The following is a 15710-nucleotide window of genomic DNA, read 5'->3' on the forward strand; positions in this document are numbered from 1 at the left end:
TATGTACGCCGGAAAGAGCCGCTGTCATCAGATTGTCAGCGGCGCTCTTTTTTTAGCTTATCAGACAGACTTGAATTTTCTTTTGAGATCCTCCACTTCTGCGCGAATGCGGTCTCTATATGACTTCACTTTTGCTTTGCGTTCCGCAGAGCGCTCTTCCCGTAATTTTTCCCGTGCTTGCTTTTGTAACTCCATTTCTATTTCGCGTGCGTGTTCAACCTCTTCTCTAATCATGCTAGCTTCATAGCGGCGGGTTTGAGAGGAAAATTTAGACATGATATCATCGTAGACGGCATCATATTCGTCAGACATCACCAAAACAATCGCAACATCATTGTCTTGCAGACGGGATGAAATGGCCGCAATTAAACTGGATTCTTCTTCAAGGTCATTTATATCTACTATCGCCCCGATGGCGGCCCCCGCACCAAAACCGAGCAGTACACCCAATGGTCCGCCTAAAACCCCCACAAGTGAACCGATCAAGCCGCCGATTAAGGTATCGTCTCTTGAGTGAACGCCTGTATCAAACCCATCTTTCAAGACGATTTGCTCGTTCTCCTTTTTTAAAATAACCACCTGTGATAATGCGAAGTCGTTACTTTGGTATTGCTTTTGCTTTAATTCTGCCAGCGCCTGAAATGCCTCGCTCTCCACGTCAAAAAAAGTGACAACCACATTTTCCATAAAACATACCCCTTCCTGAAATAATCGGTTACTATTGTTATTCTCTTTTTTTACAATAGAAAACATTTAATGTATGACAAAAAAAAGACATCGACTGTTGAAGAGGCTGATTGATGATAATTTGCCACTTTTATGTGACCTATTTCTTTTTATGAGAAGGTGGGACATATTGAGGAGACCCTGAAAAGGGCGAGGGTAAAATGTCATCGGACTGTATCAATATATTTCATATAGTTATGCGACTTCCATTCAAATGCGCTTCACCATTCTGGCTGTTATTTGGGGCGTTACTATCATGACATGAGCGGGGTCCACCCTCTTTCAAGAGCGTTGCAAATGTCGTTTTTTACACTATATGTGATAGAAAATAAAGGAACCATGCGAAGAAGCAAATGTGACCTTTATCTTCTTTCCTGAAGAATGAATCAATAATAAACATCGTTTCTCAAACGGTACCACTGAATAAGGAGCGGATACCGTTTGAGGTATAATATATAGATGTCTGGCACGAGCTTCCAGATCAATTAACTCTTCTTCATCAGTAAATAAACAAAATATGGCGCTCCGATTAAGGCGGCCATAATCCCTGCGGGTATGCCTTCGGCGTGTCCCAGATTACGTCCGATTGTATCTGCAAGCAATAATAGCCAGCCGCCCATCAGAGTGGCCACCGGGATACATAATTGGTTTCTTGGTCCGACTAATGCTTTTGCCATATGCGGTGACATGAGTCCGATAAATGCGATGCCGCCTGTTACCGAAACGGCAGATGCGGCCAGTGCAACAGCGGTGAGCAGGAGTACGATCCGTTCTTTTTCGATGGAAAGTCCAACCCCGATTGCAACAAGCTCGCTGAGTCCCAAAAGATTTAATCGATTTGCCTTATATAATGTAAAAGGAATCAGAATAGCTAACCATGGAAGGATCGCCCAAATGAACGGCCAGTCTGTACCCCAAATATTTCCTGCCAGCCATTTGGCAATAAAATCCACTTTTGTACGTTCAGCGGATGAGATCAGCACAATCATTGCTCCAGATAGGGCCATGGAAAATCCAATTCCGACGAGTACTAATCTTATAGGTTGAAGCCCCCGATTTCTTTTGTATGAAAAGAAGTAAATAAAACATGCTGTCATGAGAGCCCCGATGAAAGCGACAAATGGAAGCAGATAGACGAAAGAGCCCGCTTTTATGGGAAAAAACAGAAAGAAAACAGCAACAGCGACACCTGCTCCAGAGTTGATGCCGATGATACCCGGGTCAGCCAAGTCATTCCTTGTCATCGCTTGTAAGATAGCTCCCGACAATGCGAGTCCCATACCTGCCAATACGGTGACAATAATTCTTGGCAGGCGAATGGAAAATAAGACGAATTCCTCTTTAAAAGACCCTTGTCCAAGAAGGGTGGGAATGAGCCTGCCGTAAGACAGGGGAGAATCGCCCAGCCCCATGCTGATGATGATCGTGACCATGATCAGTATTGACAAGATAAGCAATATCAACTGCTGTCTTTTGATTAAGGCGGGGTGTATCATAAGAGTGCCTTGCCTCCTTTATGTACAATGAGCAGGAAAAAAGGCAATCCCAAGATCGCAATAATGGCTGCGACGGGTGTTTCGTAAGGCGCGTTCATTGTACGGCCAAGCGTATCGGCCAAAAGCATAAAAGCGGCCCCTCCGATCGCCGACATGGGGATGATCAAGCGATAATCAGTTCCCACCACGGCACGAACCAAATGGGGAACCATTAAACCAACAAATACCATATTGCCAACAAGAGCAACGGAAGCACCTGCCAGAAGGATGATCACAATAAAAAGGGCTATTTTGATTTGTGGCGTATTTTGTCCAAGTCCAACAGCAACTTCATCACTCAAGCTTAAAATAGTCAGTTGTCTTGAAAGGAATAGGGCAATCAGTATACCGATTAATATAAACGGGACGATGACTTGGAGCTGGCTCCATGAAAGGCCGGCTAATCCACCGGCGGTCCACATGGACACATCTTTTGAAACTTTGAAATAAATGCCGATCCCTTCTGCAATGGCATATAAGAAGGCAGATACAGCGGCTCCGGCCAATACGAGGCGAAACGGAGAAAATCCGCCTTTTTTCGCTGCCCCCAATCCAAAAACCATCATGGCCCCCACCGCTGCTCCCAACAAACAGCCGATCATCACGCCAACATAATTTGTGGATGGCATCCATACGATCGTAATGGCTAAAGCTGCATTGGCTCCGGCCGTTATCCCTAATAGACCCGGATCAGCAAGGGGATTTCGCGTCATTCCTTGCATGATTGCGCCGGAAACGGCCAAAGCCGCTCCAACAAAGGACGCACCGACTTCACGAGGAAGACGGATGTTAAGGATGACTGAAGTCTGCTCGCTTTTCTCATTAGACATTAGAGCGAGCCACACATCTTTTACTGTGATATCAGCTGCTCCCAGCACCATAGCGGCCATAAATACGCATATTAAAATAAGAATTCCGGCAAGCAGCTTATATGCAAATGGAATGAAAGGTTGTTTTTCTTTTATCATCAGTCACTCTTCTTTTCTTTTTCTTGTTGCGGATGAGGAATCTTTTTAAAGAAATCATGTCCATCTTGTTTTACTTGTCAAGAAAATGTTGCATAAAATAATCTAGTTGAAGTTCCAACGTAATGGGGTCGTTAAAGTAAAATTCCTTTGCATTCACCTCAAATACGCGGTTATTTTTAACAGCTGGAAGGTTTTGGTACGTTTCGGTTTCTTGGAATGAATGATCCGCATCGGTATTTTTGCTCACGATGAGATAGTCGCCGGCAAATTCCGGCAGGACCTCGGGTGACAAGGCATAGTAGCCATCTTTTAAAGCCATTTCTTTTACTTTTTCCGGCATGGGCAACTTCATTTCTTGATAAAGGATTTCCGTACCGCGTCCCCAATTGTCACCAAATACATAAAGCTGTTTGTCGAAGCTTTCAATAACAGAAACCGTTGCGTCTTCACCTATTTTTTCTTTGATCTTTTTTCCGGCTGATTGGGCGCGTTTTTTGAAGTCATCTACCCACTCCTTGGCTTCTTTTTCTTTATTGAGCAGTTTGCCAATTTCCAAGTGTTGTGTCAGATAATCTACTTTTCCATATGTATAGGTGACTGTAGGTGCAATTTCGTTTAATTTATCAATATTTTTTATATTAGAGAGTCCAATAATCAAATCCGGGTCCAACTCAATGATTTTCTCCAAGTTTTCATCGGATACTTCCTCAACATCTTGCAATTTTTCCTGAAAGCGGGGATTCATTTTAGACCATGAATCAACTCCAACCAGATTGACGTCCAAAGCCATGACATTGCCGGCAAAACTGGAGAGTACCACAACGCGCTGCGGATCGGCGGGAACTTTAACAGGCCCGTTTTCCGATTCGTACGTAATCGTTTCTGCCTTTTCTTCCTTGCTTTCCTTTTTAGTTGATTGATTGCCGCACCCGCTAATGAACAGCATGAACAACAGTACGGCTAGGATCCAGCGTTTCTTCATTTTTGTGTTCTCCTTTCAGTAAGTTATAAGTGATGCACATAGGTTTGTTCGTTCGCGGGTCACGACCGATTTCAGCATCGATCTGAAATACACTTTTGAGGACCCGATGAGTGATGACTTCCTCGCAATTACCGGCTTTCACGATGTTGCCCTCTTTTAAGGCGATCATATAATCTGCAAAACGGGCCGCTTGATTCAGGTCGTGAAGGACCATGATAATGGTGCGCTCCTGCTCTTGATTCAGTTTTTGTAAAAGCTCTAAAACTTCTAATTGGTGAGCCATATCCAAGTATGTTGTTGGTTCGTCCAGGAAAATCATCTCTGTTTCCTGCGCAAGCGCCATGGCGATCCAGACACGTTGGCGCTGGCCCCCCGATAGTTCATCGACAGGGCGGTATTTAAAATCGCTAATACCCGTTACTTCAAGGGCCCAGTCAATTACTTCGACATCCTTTTTCGTTAAGCGTCCAAACCCTTTTTGATAGGGGAAGCGTCCATAGGAAACGAGTTCGCCGACAGTTAGTCCACCTGCACTTTCCGGTGTTTGGGGAAGGATAGCCATTTTTTTTGCAAGCCATTTTGTATTTTCTTTTGAGATGTTTTTTCCATCTAGCACCACCGCTCCTGAATCATGTGAAATAATTCGGGTAATTGCTTTCAATAAGGTTGATTTTCCGCATCCATTCGGACCAATGATGGTTGTTATTTGTTTGTCGGGAATTTCTATACTGAGATTTTTCACAATTAAGTGTCCGTCATAGCCCACGTTAAGAGCATCTGTATATAAGCGGATCATTCTTTCACCTCCGATGTAAGAAATATATAGTTGAGAATGATTATCATTTTCGTTATAATCATAAATATAAAGGTGAGGGTATGAGTTGTCAACTAGCTGATTGAGAATATTTTTCAATTATGCATAACATACTGGGAGTGAAGGAAATATGGAGCAGGCGGACATATTCGATGTAACCGTGATCGGAGGAGGGCCAGCAGGGCTTTATTCGACCTTTTACAGCGGTTTGAGAGCAATGAAAACAAAATTGATAGAGTATCAGCCGTTTTTAGGCGGAAAATTACATGTATATCCGGAAAAAATGATTTGGGATGTTGGGGGTATAACCCCAATCCCGGGAGCTAAATTGATTGAACAGCTTGTGGAGCAAGGATTAACTTTTCATCCAAAAGTCGTTTTGAATGAAAAAGTAGAATCAATTTCACGAAATGATAAGGGAATGTTTATTTTACATACAGCTTCAGGGGGAAGGCACTTTTCAAAAACAGTGATTATTGCTGTCGGCAGCGGTATTTTAAAACCGCAAAAACTGGAGATAGAAGGGGCCGATAGATTTGAAATAGCGAATTTGCAATATACGGTTCGATCGCTGAAACGTTTTAAGGATAAAACCGTCATCATTTCCGGCGGGGGGAATTCGGCCATTGATTGGGCCAATGAATTGGAGCCGATCGCCAAAAATGTTTATTTAATTTATAGAAGAGACAAGTTAACCGGACATGAAGCGCAAGTGCACCAACTTATGAATAGCTCTGTTGTTTGTTTTTTTAATACGACGATAACAAAACTGCGGGCTTGTAAACATCATGACGTGATCGAGCGGGTGGAATTGACGAATGTAAAAACAGGTGAAGTGATGGAACTTCCTGTTGATGAAGTGGTTATTCACCATGGTTATGAACGTGATACGACACTGCTGGATGACAGCGAGTTAAAGATGGCAAGAGCAGAAAATGGTTATATATGCGGCAATGCGTCCAGCGAAACGTCGATTAAGGGCCTTTACGCAGCCGGAGACATATTAAAGCACGAGGGAAAACTGCATTTAATTGCGGGAGCCTTTCAAGATGCGGCAAATGCCGTGAATAAAGCGAAGCAATATATTGAGCCGGAGGCGGATGAAGTCGGTATGGTTTCTTCTCATAATGACGTATTTAAAGAGCGCAACAGGGAATTGGCCAAGCAAATGATACAATCGTTCTAGCATTGATATCCACCACCCCATAAACACCGGAGCTTGAGGCGATCGAATAAACATAAAATGGAGGCGGGACATAAGTTGAAAACTGATTCATATTCGTAAAAACGTGAGAATAAAACCGCGTGAAATCAAGGTTTTTAAACTTGATTCCATGCGGTTTGTTTCATTCTTACAGGGTTTTGTCCCGGTCCTATTCTTTATTTATGTGTTAATGACCGCTATAATCCCTTCCTCATCGTCCAAAACAAGCTCGATACCGGCAAAAGGGTCTTTATTTAACATTTCATCCAGCCATAGCCGAACGGCTTCGATGATGTGAATCGTCTCCAGAACCGACTTTTGCCCATGGATATAAGCCTCCGCGGAAAATCCGTCGTCATCGTCAAACATGAGTTCAACTTCTACTTCTTGGGGCTGTACGTTTTTCTTGCGGGATTGAGCGATACAAATGGCGTTGATGATATCTTGTTCGGAAATGATTATCTGCCCCACGGATTCATATCCTCTCTCTTTTTCTGTCTTTTAAGAGCTTCAAAGACTTTGCGGATAATTACGATCAAAAAGTAAATCGCTGCAAGGTTGATCATTAATCCCAAGATTGATCCCAATGCCCCCATGTTGGCGAACAGGCTGCCAAACAATAAACCGGCAAGACCTCCAACCATTAACCCTTTCATGAGACCTCCTGAAAAGAATCCGCCTTTCTGGTTTGTTTTCTGCATTTGCGATTTTGTTGTAGTGGAGTCCTTAGGTTTTTCTTGGATGTTTGAAGGGTTTTTTTGCGTATTAAACCCTTTCTTACCCGACTTGTATCTTTTGGCCTCAACAGTGGTAACGTCATCCTGGAAGAAAAGGCTACTAACAGGGGAAAAGAAAAGAGTGGCAGCCAACAAGGCTGTCATTAGTTTTTTCATGGTGTTCCTCCTCAGTAAAAATGTCTGTACTATTATTATATACGATTTATGGGCTAAACTTAACGAATATGATGAGGAAAGCGGATATTTCTAGGAAATTAGATCATATAGATGATGTCAGTGTTTACAGTAAAGGATTAATTCCAATTTTATAAACGGGAAAGTTTTTCTCGTATATTGGCCTAGATGACGATGATGATAGGAGTTTGGCAAAGACTTCTTAAGCAAAAGTCCCCATTGCACCATCTGCAATGGGGATGATCCATCGGGAGGGGTTTCCCCTAATATTTTGTTAGAAAGAAATAGGGAATCGGTCCATTAACATAAGAAGACTCCAACTGTGGAGCATGGAAGAGTTGTATTTAGAATTGAAAAAAACTAAAAATTTTAACTTTATTGCCGATAAGTTTAATAATTAGTACTCAACTTTCGCAGAGTGAAATCGGCAAATAAGCCTTGATATAACTAGGAAGGCCGGAGACCCACTGCTCAAGTTGACTATCTATTGTTTACGAGAATGGTTCTTTACAGGACATGAATTAAATGAGCGGGTTATTCATATCCACAAAATTACACCGTGAAAGGGTTGGGTCCCAAAAATGCGGATTTTCAACGATAAGCATTTTGATCCTTTTGATAAATCCTGATTTAGGGGTACTTTGAATATATCTCAATCGGTTCTAATCTATTGAAAGGCTACCTTATTTGCGAAGAGGTGGCCTTTTTATACTCTTTATCGTTTAAAAACAAGGGTTCTTTATATATATGTAGAATCTACCATATTATTTTTATTTTCTACCCTATCTATATCTAACTTAAAAGTACAGGCATAGTCGCTAAACCAAATTCCGACTGGGGGTCAGTCATTGTACTCTGCTATTGGAATGAATGAAAACGCTTTGAATGACGAACTTGATCAGCTAATTAATAAAGAAATTGATATGGTTAGTTTAGAAAATGATAAGCTTGAGCAAATGATGGAGTCCTGATGCAATAAAATAATATTTTTGTCGTAGCGGACCGAAGGGAGAATAAGGAACAAAAATATATTGACAACCTCACCAAGCCCGAACCTTCTTGGCATTGACAAAACTTAAAGTTATTTTGTTCCCACATCATCCGGATGCTACCCCATAAAGCACCTTCGTTCTTCGAACTTGTGCAAGCTGAAAGAAAAACAATCTTAAAGTCGTATAACAATTTGTACAAATATTGATACTTATTAAGAAGTGCTTCGATAACGCTTTTTTTAAACGATTTCGCCCTTCTTATTGGGTATTAAAGCAACCCCTATAGTGGCCACGATTCCCGCTATAACAAAGGTGTAGAAGCTCCATATCAAATCGAAGTTCATGCTTAATAAAAGTCCGATGATCACGGGACCGGAAATCGCTCCGATTCTTCCAATTCCAAGACCCCAGCCTATGGCTGTAGCCCGAGATTCTGCCGGGTAGTACTTTGTCACAAATGCATTCATAATTTGTGTACTGCCAACTGCTCCGAAACCAGCGAGCCCCACTAGTAAATAAACAGCGGCCATGGAAGGGACTCCTATCGTTAGTAAAAATGCGCTCAAGGCGGCTAAAGCATATGACACTCCAATGACTCGTTTCGATCCCCAGCGATCCGCAATAGCGCTCGCAAAAAGTGCTCCGATTCCGGCCGTTAAGTTCATGACGAGCAGAAATGATAAGCTGGAATGAAGTGAATAGCCTAATTCCCGCATAATCTGTGGCAGCCATGTGTTTAATCCATATACAAGGTAAAAACCCATAATATAGGTAAGAAAAATGGCTAAAGTTGCCCTGATATATTGCTTGGAAAAAAGGCCTTTGATCGACTTTTGCGACTTTCCTTTTTCATTTGCATGTATTTCTCTCAAATTTTCAAATTGAGAAATATCCATTTTATAACGTTTGCATATGGCTTCAGCTTCATTTACATTTCCTCGGGAGAGAAGAAAACTAACTGACTCAGGCAAGTATTTCATCATGATTGGAATTAGTAGTAAAGGAATGGCCCCAATCCAAAACATAAATCTCCAGCCAAGCGAGTCTAAAAGAAGTATTGCTAATATAGCGGCCAAAACAGTTCCAAACGAATAACCAGAAAACATAAGGGCATAGTTGAATGATCGTCGATGAGGTGGTGAATACTCTATCGCCAGGGCAGAGGCTGTTGGAATGACGCCCCCTAAACCAATCCCGCCAATAAAGCGAAATATGGCAAACATTGTTGGGGATGTTGCAATGGCACATAAAATCATCGTGACTGAAAATAGCGCTACACAAATAATCAACGTTTTCTTTCTGCCTATTAGATCGGTGACAGAGCCGACAAATATGGCGCCGAAAAGCATTCCGAATAACGCATAGCTCCCTATGGTTCCGGCATGTGCGGGAGACAATCCCCAAGGTTGATAGTCTAATAGGCTTGGCAATACAGCTCCATAAATTCCTAGATCGTATCCATCTGCCAATATACAAAAGAAACATATGCTTAGAATAAAATACATTAAAGAACGCGGAACCCCAGACTGTTGTGCATGTTTATGGCTATCTTCCAATTCAACGGTTACCCACTGAGCGCCTTGATTCATTACATGTTTCACCCCTCATCTGATATTGAAACAGTCGTTAATTGAGCAAGCTTTCTTTCCGTTAAAAAATGGGAACCGAGGCTCCCATTATGACGGAACGCCTGTCTCGCTGTTTTTTGGCCAAAACCCGCGGATCACCTATTTCTCGTATGAAATGTCAGCGCTTTTTTCGATGGACGCTTATGGACAAGGAGTCGTTCACTCAATCCAGGTTCCGCTCGCTTTCCTTGTCCATCAGCCAAATCATTCCTGCCCTCGCTCACAGCCCGGCATTTTACTGCGTTTCTCAGTCCTCAATCCAACTGCTCTCATAACGATCATCTTCTACATCTCTTGCTGTTTTCATCACTTGTAGCGGTCGAAAAGTGTCAATCATGACTGCAAGTTCCAGTGTCTCTTTCTTACCAATACTCGCTTCAATAGTACCTGGGTGCGGCCCATGCGGTATACCGGAAGGGTGCAGTGTAATAGAGCCTTCATTAATTCCTTTTCTGCTCATGAAATTTCCTTCTACATAGTAAAGCACTTCATCACTATCAACGTTACTATGATAGTAAGGAGCCGGGATCGCTTCAGGATGATAATCAAATAATCGTGGCACAAACGAGCAAATCACAAAGTTATGGCCTTCAAAATTCTGATGGACGGGAGGCGGTTGATGAATCCTTCCAGTAATCGGTTCAAAATCCCCAATGTTGAAGATATAAGGATATAGGTAACCATCCCATCCAACGACATCTAAAGGATGATGATGATATATGTGGGAATGAAGGGCTCCCCGTGCTTTTGTTCTTACTTCGTATTCTCCTTTTTCGGTAAAATAGACCAGTTCTTCGGGTCCGCGAATGTCTCTTTCACAAAAAGGGCTATGCTCAAGCAACTGTCCAAATTCGTTGCGGTATCTTCTGGGTGACGTAATCCAACTCGTTGTTTCAATGACCAAAAATTTAGTCTCTCCATCATCTGGAATCACTTTATAAATCGTGCCTACAGGAATGATAATATAGTCGCCTTTACCGTAGGTAAGGGTTCCGAACATCGTTTCTATTTTACCTGTCCCATAATGGACAAAAAGCACTTCATCACCGTCGGAGTTACGGTAGTAAAATTCCATGGGGTTGCTTGGGTAGACTACACCGATCACCAAATCGTCGTTGCCCAATAAGTACTCCCTTCCTGATAGAGCATCTTGGCCTTTTTTTACTTTATTTGTGTTGAAATGTCTCGGCCTTAGTGCGCTCTGTTCTTCATACTCAAAAAAATTCTCTTGCAACAGGGAGGAGGTAACAATTTCCGTTGGCGGATGATCATGATATAAGATGGATTGAATGCCGGAAAAACCTTTTGTGCCCATGACTTGTTCCCGATATAGAGTGCCATCTTCCTTTCTCATAACAATGTGCCTTTTACGGGGTATCTTGCCCATCTGCTTATAATATGTCACGGCCATACTCCTTTCTATATTCTTTTTATATGGTTGCTTTACTTCTCCGTTCAATAAGTTTAGCTGGTAAAATGGTTCCGGTTACTTCTCCAAATCCAATGCGATACCCAGCCCCTTGACACCAGCCTGTCAAAGTAAGTTCATCCCCATCCTCTAACCAGCTGCGCTCTTCACCGTTGCTTAACTTGATTGGTTCTGTTCCCCTCCATGCCAATTCCAGCAGACTTCCTCTTGATCTCTTTTCAGGTCCGCTAATGGTGCCAGTAGCAATCAGGTCTCCTGTATTCAGGTTACATCCAGTGATCGTATGGTGGGCAATTTGCTGTGCGGCGCTCCAGTATAAATACTTATAATTGCTCGCGGCTATGCAATCCGGCTTTTCCATGTTTGGAGTCTTTAAAAAGACTTCCAAATGAATATCAAATGAATCTGGTTTTGTATGTTTTAAATAAGGGAGTGGTTCAGGGTCCTGCTCCGGCCCTTTTACGCGAAATGGTTCTAATGCTTCCATCGGAACAACCCATGGTGATATGGAGGTTGCAAAGTTTTTCGCTAAGAAAGGACCTAATGGCTGATATTCCCATGCTTGAATATCCCGCGCACTCCAGTCATTCACAAGAACCATCCCAAAAATTTGCTCTTCCGCTTTTTCAACCGGGACCGGTTCGCCCATCTGATTGCCCATGCCAATGAAAAAGCCCATTTCCAATTCAAAGTCCAACTGCCTGCAAGATGTGAAAATGGGCTTGGTTGTGTCAGCGGGCTTTATCTGTCCGCAGGGTCTATTGAAATGAGTACCGCTCGTCACAACTGAGCTGGCTCGACCGTGATAACCTACCGGAAGATGGGTCCAGTTCGGCATAAGCGCATTTTCTTTTCCTCTGAACATGGTGCCTACATTTGCCGCATGTTCTTTAGAGGCGTAAAAGTCCGTATAATCCCCAATTTTTATGGGAAGTTCCATCTTTACATCTGCTTGCGGAATAAGCGCTCTTTCTCTAAGCTGTACGTTATCTCTCAACTTTGGTTCATTTTCACTTAATAGCATTTGCAGTCTTCTTCGAACGGATTGCCACACATCCGGCCCTTTGGCCATAAACGGATTTAAAAAAGGCGCGGCGAACACTTTTTCTTCTTGATCAATGATATCCTGAAAATAACCTTCTTCTTCCAATACTGATAGATCTAAGACATACTCTCCAATTGCAGTCCCCACACGCGGCTTGCCGCTGTTGTCTCTCAGTCTAAAGATGCCATATGGCAGATTTTGAATTGGAAAATGATTCGAAGGTTCCACCGGAATAAAAGAACGCATATCTTCACTAACCCCTCTCTATCATGTTCAGATCCTTAAATTCACTTCGAGGTGTCTCAAAGCTGCATGAGCCATAAGAATGTAAATATTCTTTTCGCAGTCTCATTATTTCTTTTGTGCTTATTTCTAAATGGCGCCATGTTATTTTCTCGTTCTGGAATGAAAAAAACTTGGCGTCTTTTTCTTGGAGAATTTCAGTGATAGATTCCTTATCTAAATGATGTTGATATGCCATCAGGCCGGCTACAAACACATTTACAAATCCGTGCATGTCCGCCTGGACTTCACTTCTATACAAACGTACCGGATGATGGAGCCCGGCGGTAAATTTGACAGGAACTTTGTGTTCCTTGCAATGATAGATAAAGCTGCCAACAATATTGCTATCTGGTATCAGGCTGGCCTTTATCCCGCCTGTTCTCAGTTTTCCGCCAATTGAATAAAATCGGCTTTGATTTTGCTGTGAGATCAATAGAGCCGTTTTGGCCAATTTTTGTTCCCAAAATCTATCATTCTTATGGATGGGAAACTCGCAATAGCAAGTGATATGATGGCGGCTGCTACGTTTTCCCACCTCGTTCATGAATTCCGCAGTAATGTTTAAAGAGGGCAGAGGCAACTCAAACTGATTGACTCTCACCTTCGTTCCATGTTTTAACTGAAAATGTTCAATGGAAGCTAAATCGTCTTTAAAAAGTTTGATCGTTTCTCTTTCATTTTCCGCTTTTCTCCCCAAGGCAGAAATCGCTAACGGCTTTTCCGATGAAAATAATTCCAGGTAAGGTTCCAATTTCTCCAATTGGGAAGCTGGGCAAACAAAGGGGCCGATCATCCAGGCCTCACAACTATGGATATAGGAGGCATAGTGATGTATGGCTTCTTCTAACGGTAATTGAGTTGGCGGAAACAGTCCGGCATAATCAATGAGCTTTTTAAAAAAAGCTTCGAAACTGTGGGGAGCGGTTGCTATGTCCTCTTTTGCTTTATTAACCAACTCTTGTTTTCATCCTTTCCGCATCAGTTGCTGAAAGTAAAGTGCCGGCTTCCTGTTCAGCATTTTTGAAAAGATTCCTTTGCATAAAGATCAATTCCTCGGCTAGATTGTTCATTCTAGTTTGTACATCAGCATCCATAATCTCATTTTTTTCATTAAAATGACTATTATGGGCATATACATAGCTTGGAGTCGTAAAAGCTCTTAAATAGCCGGCAATCGGTTTTAGTTGGTTTTCAATCATTAAATAATGTTGGAACGTTCCTCCGACTGCCACAAAGCCCATGATCTTATGGCGGAGTGCCGCCGGTGGAAGCAGATCAAAAAGATTTTTAAGCGGTGCGGGAATAGATCCATTAAAAACCGGAGTTCCAATTATATAAAAATCGGCGGCCATCACTTTTCTAATTATTTTTTGGGTATCTTCATTGTAATCATGAATGGGCCTGCCATCGGAAAATTCCATGTTATAATATTTAAGGTCCAACAACTCGGCATGAATGTCAGGGTCTTTTTTCTTTACTTTATTTAGTATTTCATTTACCAGAATGGCTGATTTGGCACCGACAATTGTTCCGAATATTCCAAGTAGTTTCAATATTCTCACCCCACTTCATCAAGATACGATGGCTTGTTTGTTTTTATGGAAGGCCGGCATTACTTCGTCAGCAACTAATGTAATTGACTTCATGACTTCTTTATGGGGCAGACCGCCAAAGTTCATAAGCATCATCATATGAGTACAGCCGGCTTCTTCATACTTTTTCATTCGCTGAATAACGTCTTCAGGTGTTCCAATCAGAAGCTGTTCTCTGGCTTCCAAGTCTTCAAACTTGGCGCTTCTGCCATATTGTCGGGTATCGAGATACAAGTTGACATGCTCTTTTGCAACCATTTCCGCTTCTTCCCTTGTCTTTGCCACAAATGTGTGGAGTGCGAGCGGTATGTTGACAGAACGAGTGCCATGGCCGGCTTCTTGGCGTGCCGCTTTATATCCGTCAATGATCTGTTTCAATTCTTCTATCGAACTGCTTGCCACATAGGGGACTCCCATGATGTTGTATCCCATTTTGCCGACATATTTGGAACCTCTGTCACTTAAAGCCCCAATCCAGAGGGGGACCTGTTTTTGCTTGGGCAATACTTCCAACTTCACATCTGAATATTGATAATAAGGACCTTCATGAGAAAACTTTTGTCCTGTCCATGCTTTTTCAATGACAGCCAAAGCATCGTTAAAGCGATGCGCTTTGTCTTTACCATCAATGCCAAAGCCTGAGAACTCGTGGGGTAGATACCCGCTCCCCATTCCCAGATTTACTCTTCCGTTGCTTAGCACATCTAATAGAGCATAATCTTCCGCAACCTGAATGGGATTTTTAAATGGAAGCGTCACAATGGAAACTCCCAATCGAATGTTTGTTGTTCTCTCGGCCGCTGTCGCCAACAATAACGGCGGGGTGGTTAATATCCCATACTCGCTAAAATGATGTTCCGCAAACCAAACGGAGTCATAACCCAACTCATCCGCAAGCACTGTTTGGTCCAATACCTGTTGTAAAAGATCTTCATGAGACCTCCCCAGCTTTTCCTTGTAGTTGTCAAATACCGTGAATAATCCAAATTCCATTCTTAATCCCTCCATACGTTAGTAAATTAAACACAAAAAAACCAACAGCATAGAAAGTCCTCACATAAGTGGTCCACACCTATATAAGCTACTTTCGATACTGCTGGTTGTTAATCTACTTCGAGGGTTCAGAACTTCATCTTTCACCCAATAGATTAGCCAGCGAATACGTAGGCTTTTCTGTATTTTCTGCCATTATAACGAATGTTTTAAGGGGATGCAAGCGCTTTCTGTTTTTGCAAATCATGATGCCTTCATTTCCAAATAGCGGTTTCGGGCTGAGATCACCGCTTGGATTACCGCTTTTTTGGGAGGTATGATTAATTTTTCCTCTATATTTTGGATGATTTCGTCCATATCATGTTTAATAGAGTATCCGATGATCAGTGAAGAAGAAAAGTGGTTCGTGAGATCTTGTATAAAAGTAAATGTGGCATCTTTAATGATATCAGTCTCACTATCTATTACAGCAATACAACCAATTACTTTTTGTGTTTCAAAAATAGGTGTCCCTTTAGGCAGTTGTGCAAATCCGGCTACTAAAATATCATTGTTTTTCTCGCGCTGCAAATAAACCCATCTCCTTTCAATTTTGCGGCTACAAAC

16 protein-coding genes are annotated in these 15710 nt (G+C 42.2%); 2 read left to right on the top strand and 14 right to left on the bottom strand.

The annotated features are described in order from the left end of the window. Positions 1-60: 60 nt before the first annotated feature. The 5 genes from MHB50_RS20655 to MHB50_RS20675 form a co-directional block, all read right to left on the bottom strand. Positions 61-687, bottom strand: coding sequence for a DUF1269 domain-containing protein (locus MHB50_RS20655; protein ID WP_077112551.1), 627 nt, complete (start codon positions 685-687; stop codon positions 61-63). A 524-nt stretch (positions 688-1211) separates the two neighbouring features. Next, positions 1212-2222: an iron ABC transporter permease gene (locus tag MHB50_RS20660; RefSeq protein ID WP_340084646.1), complete on the bottom strand. Its 1011-nt coding sequence runs from the start codon at positions 2220-2222 to the stop codon at positions 1212-1214. Beyond that, positions 2219-3229 (bottom strand): iron ABC transporter permease, encoded by a 1011-nt coding sequence (locus MHB50_RS20665; RefSeq protein WP_340084647.1) that lies wholly within the window; start codon positions 3227-3229, stop codon positions 2219-2221. The genes MHB50_RS20660 and MHB50_RS20665 overlap by 4 nt, the downstream gene beginning before the upstream one ends. 70 nt (positions 3230-3299) lie before the next feature. After that, positions 3300-4211: an iron-hydroxamate ABC transporter substrate-binding protein gene (locus tag MHB50_RS20670; protein ID WP_077112545.1), complete on the bottom strand. Its 912-nt coding sequence runs from the start codon at positions 4209-4211 to the stop codon at positions 3300-3302. Next, positions 4162-5007, bottom strand: a complete 846-nt coding sequence (locus MHB50_RS20675) for an ABC transporter ATP-binding protein (RefSeq protein WP_077112543.1) — start codon at positions 5005-5007, stop codon at positions 4162-4164. Before MHB50_RS20675 ends, MHB50_RS20670 begins: the two co-directional genes overlap by 50 nt. A 148-nt stretch (positions 5008-5155) precedes the next feature. On the opposite strand from MHB50_RS20675, the gene MHB50_RS20680 reads away from it, so the two are divergent. Further along, positions 5156-6211 carry an NAD(P)/FAD-dependent oxidoreductase gene (locus MHB50_RS20680; RefSeq protein WP_340084648.1) on the top strand — a complete coding sequence of 352 codons (1056 nt, stop codon included), beginning with the start codon at positions 5156-5158 and terminating at the stop codon, positions 6209-6211. Between the two features lie 198 nt (positions 6212-6409). Here the strand turns inward: MHB50_RS20680 and MHB50_RS20685 are convergent, their stop codons facing one another. Together MHB50_RS20685 and MHB50_RS20690 are read right to left on the bottom strand one after the other, a co-directional pair. Continuing rightward, positions 6410-6700: a DUF2653 family protein gene (locus tag MHB50_RS20685; RefSeq protein WP_077112540.1), complete on the bottom strand. Its 291-nt coding sequence runs from the start codon at positions 6698-6700 to the stop codon at positions 6410-6412. Then, on the bottom strand, positions 6688-7122 hold the full coding sequence (locus MHB50_RS20690) for a hypothetical protein (RefSeq protein WP_077112538.1): 435 nt from the start codon (positions 7120-7122) through the stop codon (positions 6688-6690). The genes MHB50_RS20685 and MHB50_RS20690 overlap by 13 nt, the downstream gene beginning before the upstream one ends. 866 nt (positions 7123-7988) lie before the next feature. Between MHB50_RS20690 and MHB50_RS20695 the strand changes: the two genes are divergently transcribed. Next, entirely contained in the window at positions 7989-8111 is a 123-nt protein-coding gene (locus MHB50_RS20695) for a hypothetical protein (RefSeq protein ID WP_268920957.1), read from the top strand. 260 nt (positions 8112-8371) lie between these two features. Here MHB50_RS20695 and MHB50_RS20700 read toward each other — a convergent pair whose 3' ends face one another. The 7 genes from MHB50_RS20700 to MHB50_RS20730 form a co-directional block, all read right to left on the bottom strand. After that, on the bottom strand, positions 8372-9637 hold the full coding sequence (locus MHB50_RS20700; protein ID WP_205179007.1) for an aromatic acid/H+ symport family MFS transporter: 1266 nt from the start codon (positions 9635-9637) through the stop codon (positions 8372-8374). A gap of 370 nt (positions 9638-10007) precedes the next feature. Continuing rightward, positions 10008-11171, bottom strand: a complete 1164-nt coding sequence (locus MHB50_RS20705; protein WP_205178980.1) for a homogentisate 1,2-dioxygenase — start codon at positions 11169-11171, stop codon at positions 10008-10010. 19 nt (positions 11172-11190) lie between these two features. Continuing rightward, positions 11191-12480: a fumarylacetoacetase gene (gene fahA / locus MHB50_RS20710; RefSeq protein WP_205178978.1), complete on the bottom strand. Its 1290-nt coding sequence runs from the start codon at positions 12478-12480 to the stop codon at positions 11191-11193. Positions 12481-12487: 7 nt separating this feature from the next. After that, positions 12488-13474: a hypothetical protein gene (locus MHB50_RS20715; protein WP_205178976.1), complete on the bottom strand. Its 987-nt coding sequence runs from the start codon at positions 13472-13474 to the stop codon at positions 12488-12490. Beyond that, positions 13467-14072, bottom strand: a complete 606-nt coding sequence (locus MHB50_RS20720; protein WP_340084649.1) for an NADPH-dependent FMN reductase — start codon at positions 14070-14072, stop codon at positions 13467-13469. The genes MHB50_RS20715 and MHB50_RS20720 overlap by 8 nt, the downstream gene beginning before the upstream one ends. Positions 14073-14090: 18 nt before the next feature. Beyond that, positions 14091-15104: an LLM class flavin-dependent oxidoreductase gene (locus MHB50_RS20725; protein WP_205178972.1), complete on the bottom strand. Its 1014-nt coding sequence runs from the start codon at positions 15102-15104 to the stop codon at positions 14091-14093. A gap of 243 nt (positions 15105-15347) precedes the next feature. Further along, complete coding sequence (locus MHB50_RS20730; RefSeq protein ID WP_205178970.1) at positions 15348-15674, bottom strand: DUF3870 domain-containing protein; 327 nt, start codon at positions 15672-15674, stop codon at positions 15348-15350. Between the last annotated feature and the right edge of the window lie 36 nt (positions 15675-15710).

Source organism: Siminovitchia sp. FSL H7-0308 (assembly GCF_037980985.1).
Taxonomy (GTDB): Bacteria; Bacillota; Bacilli; order Bacillales; family Bacillaceae_C; genus Siminovitchia; species Siminovitchia thermophila.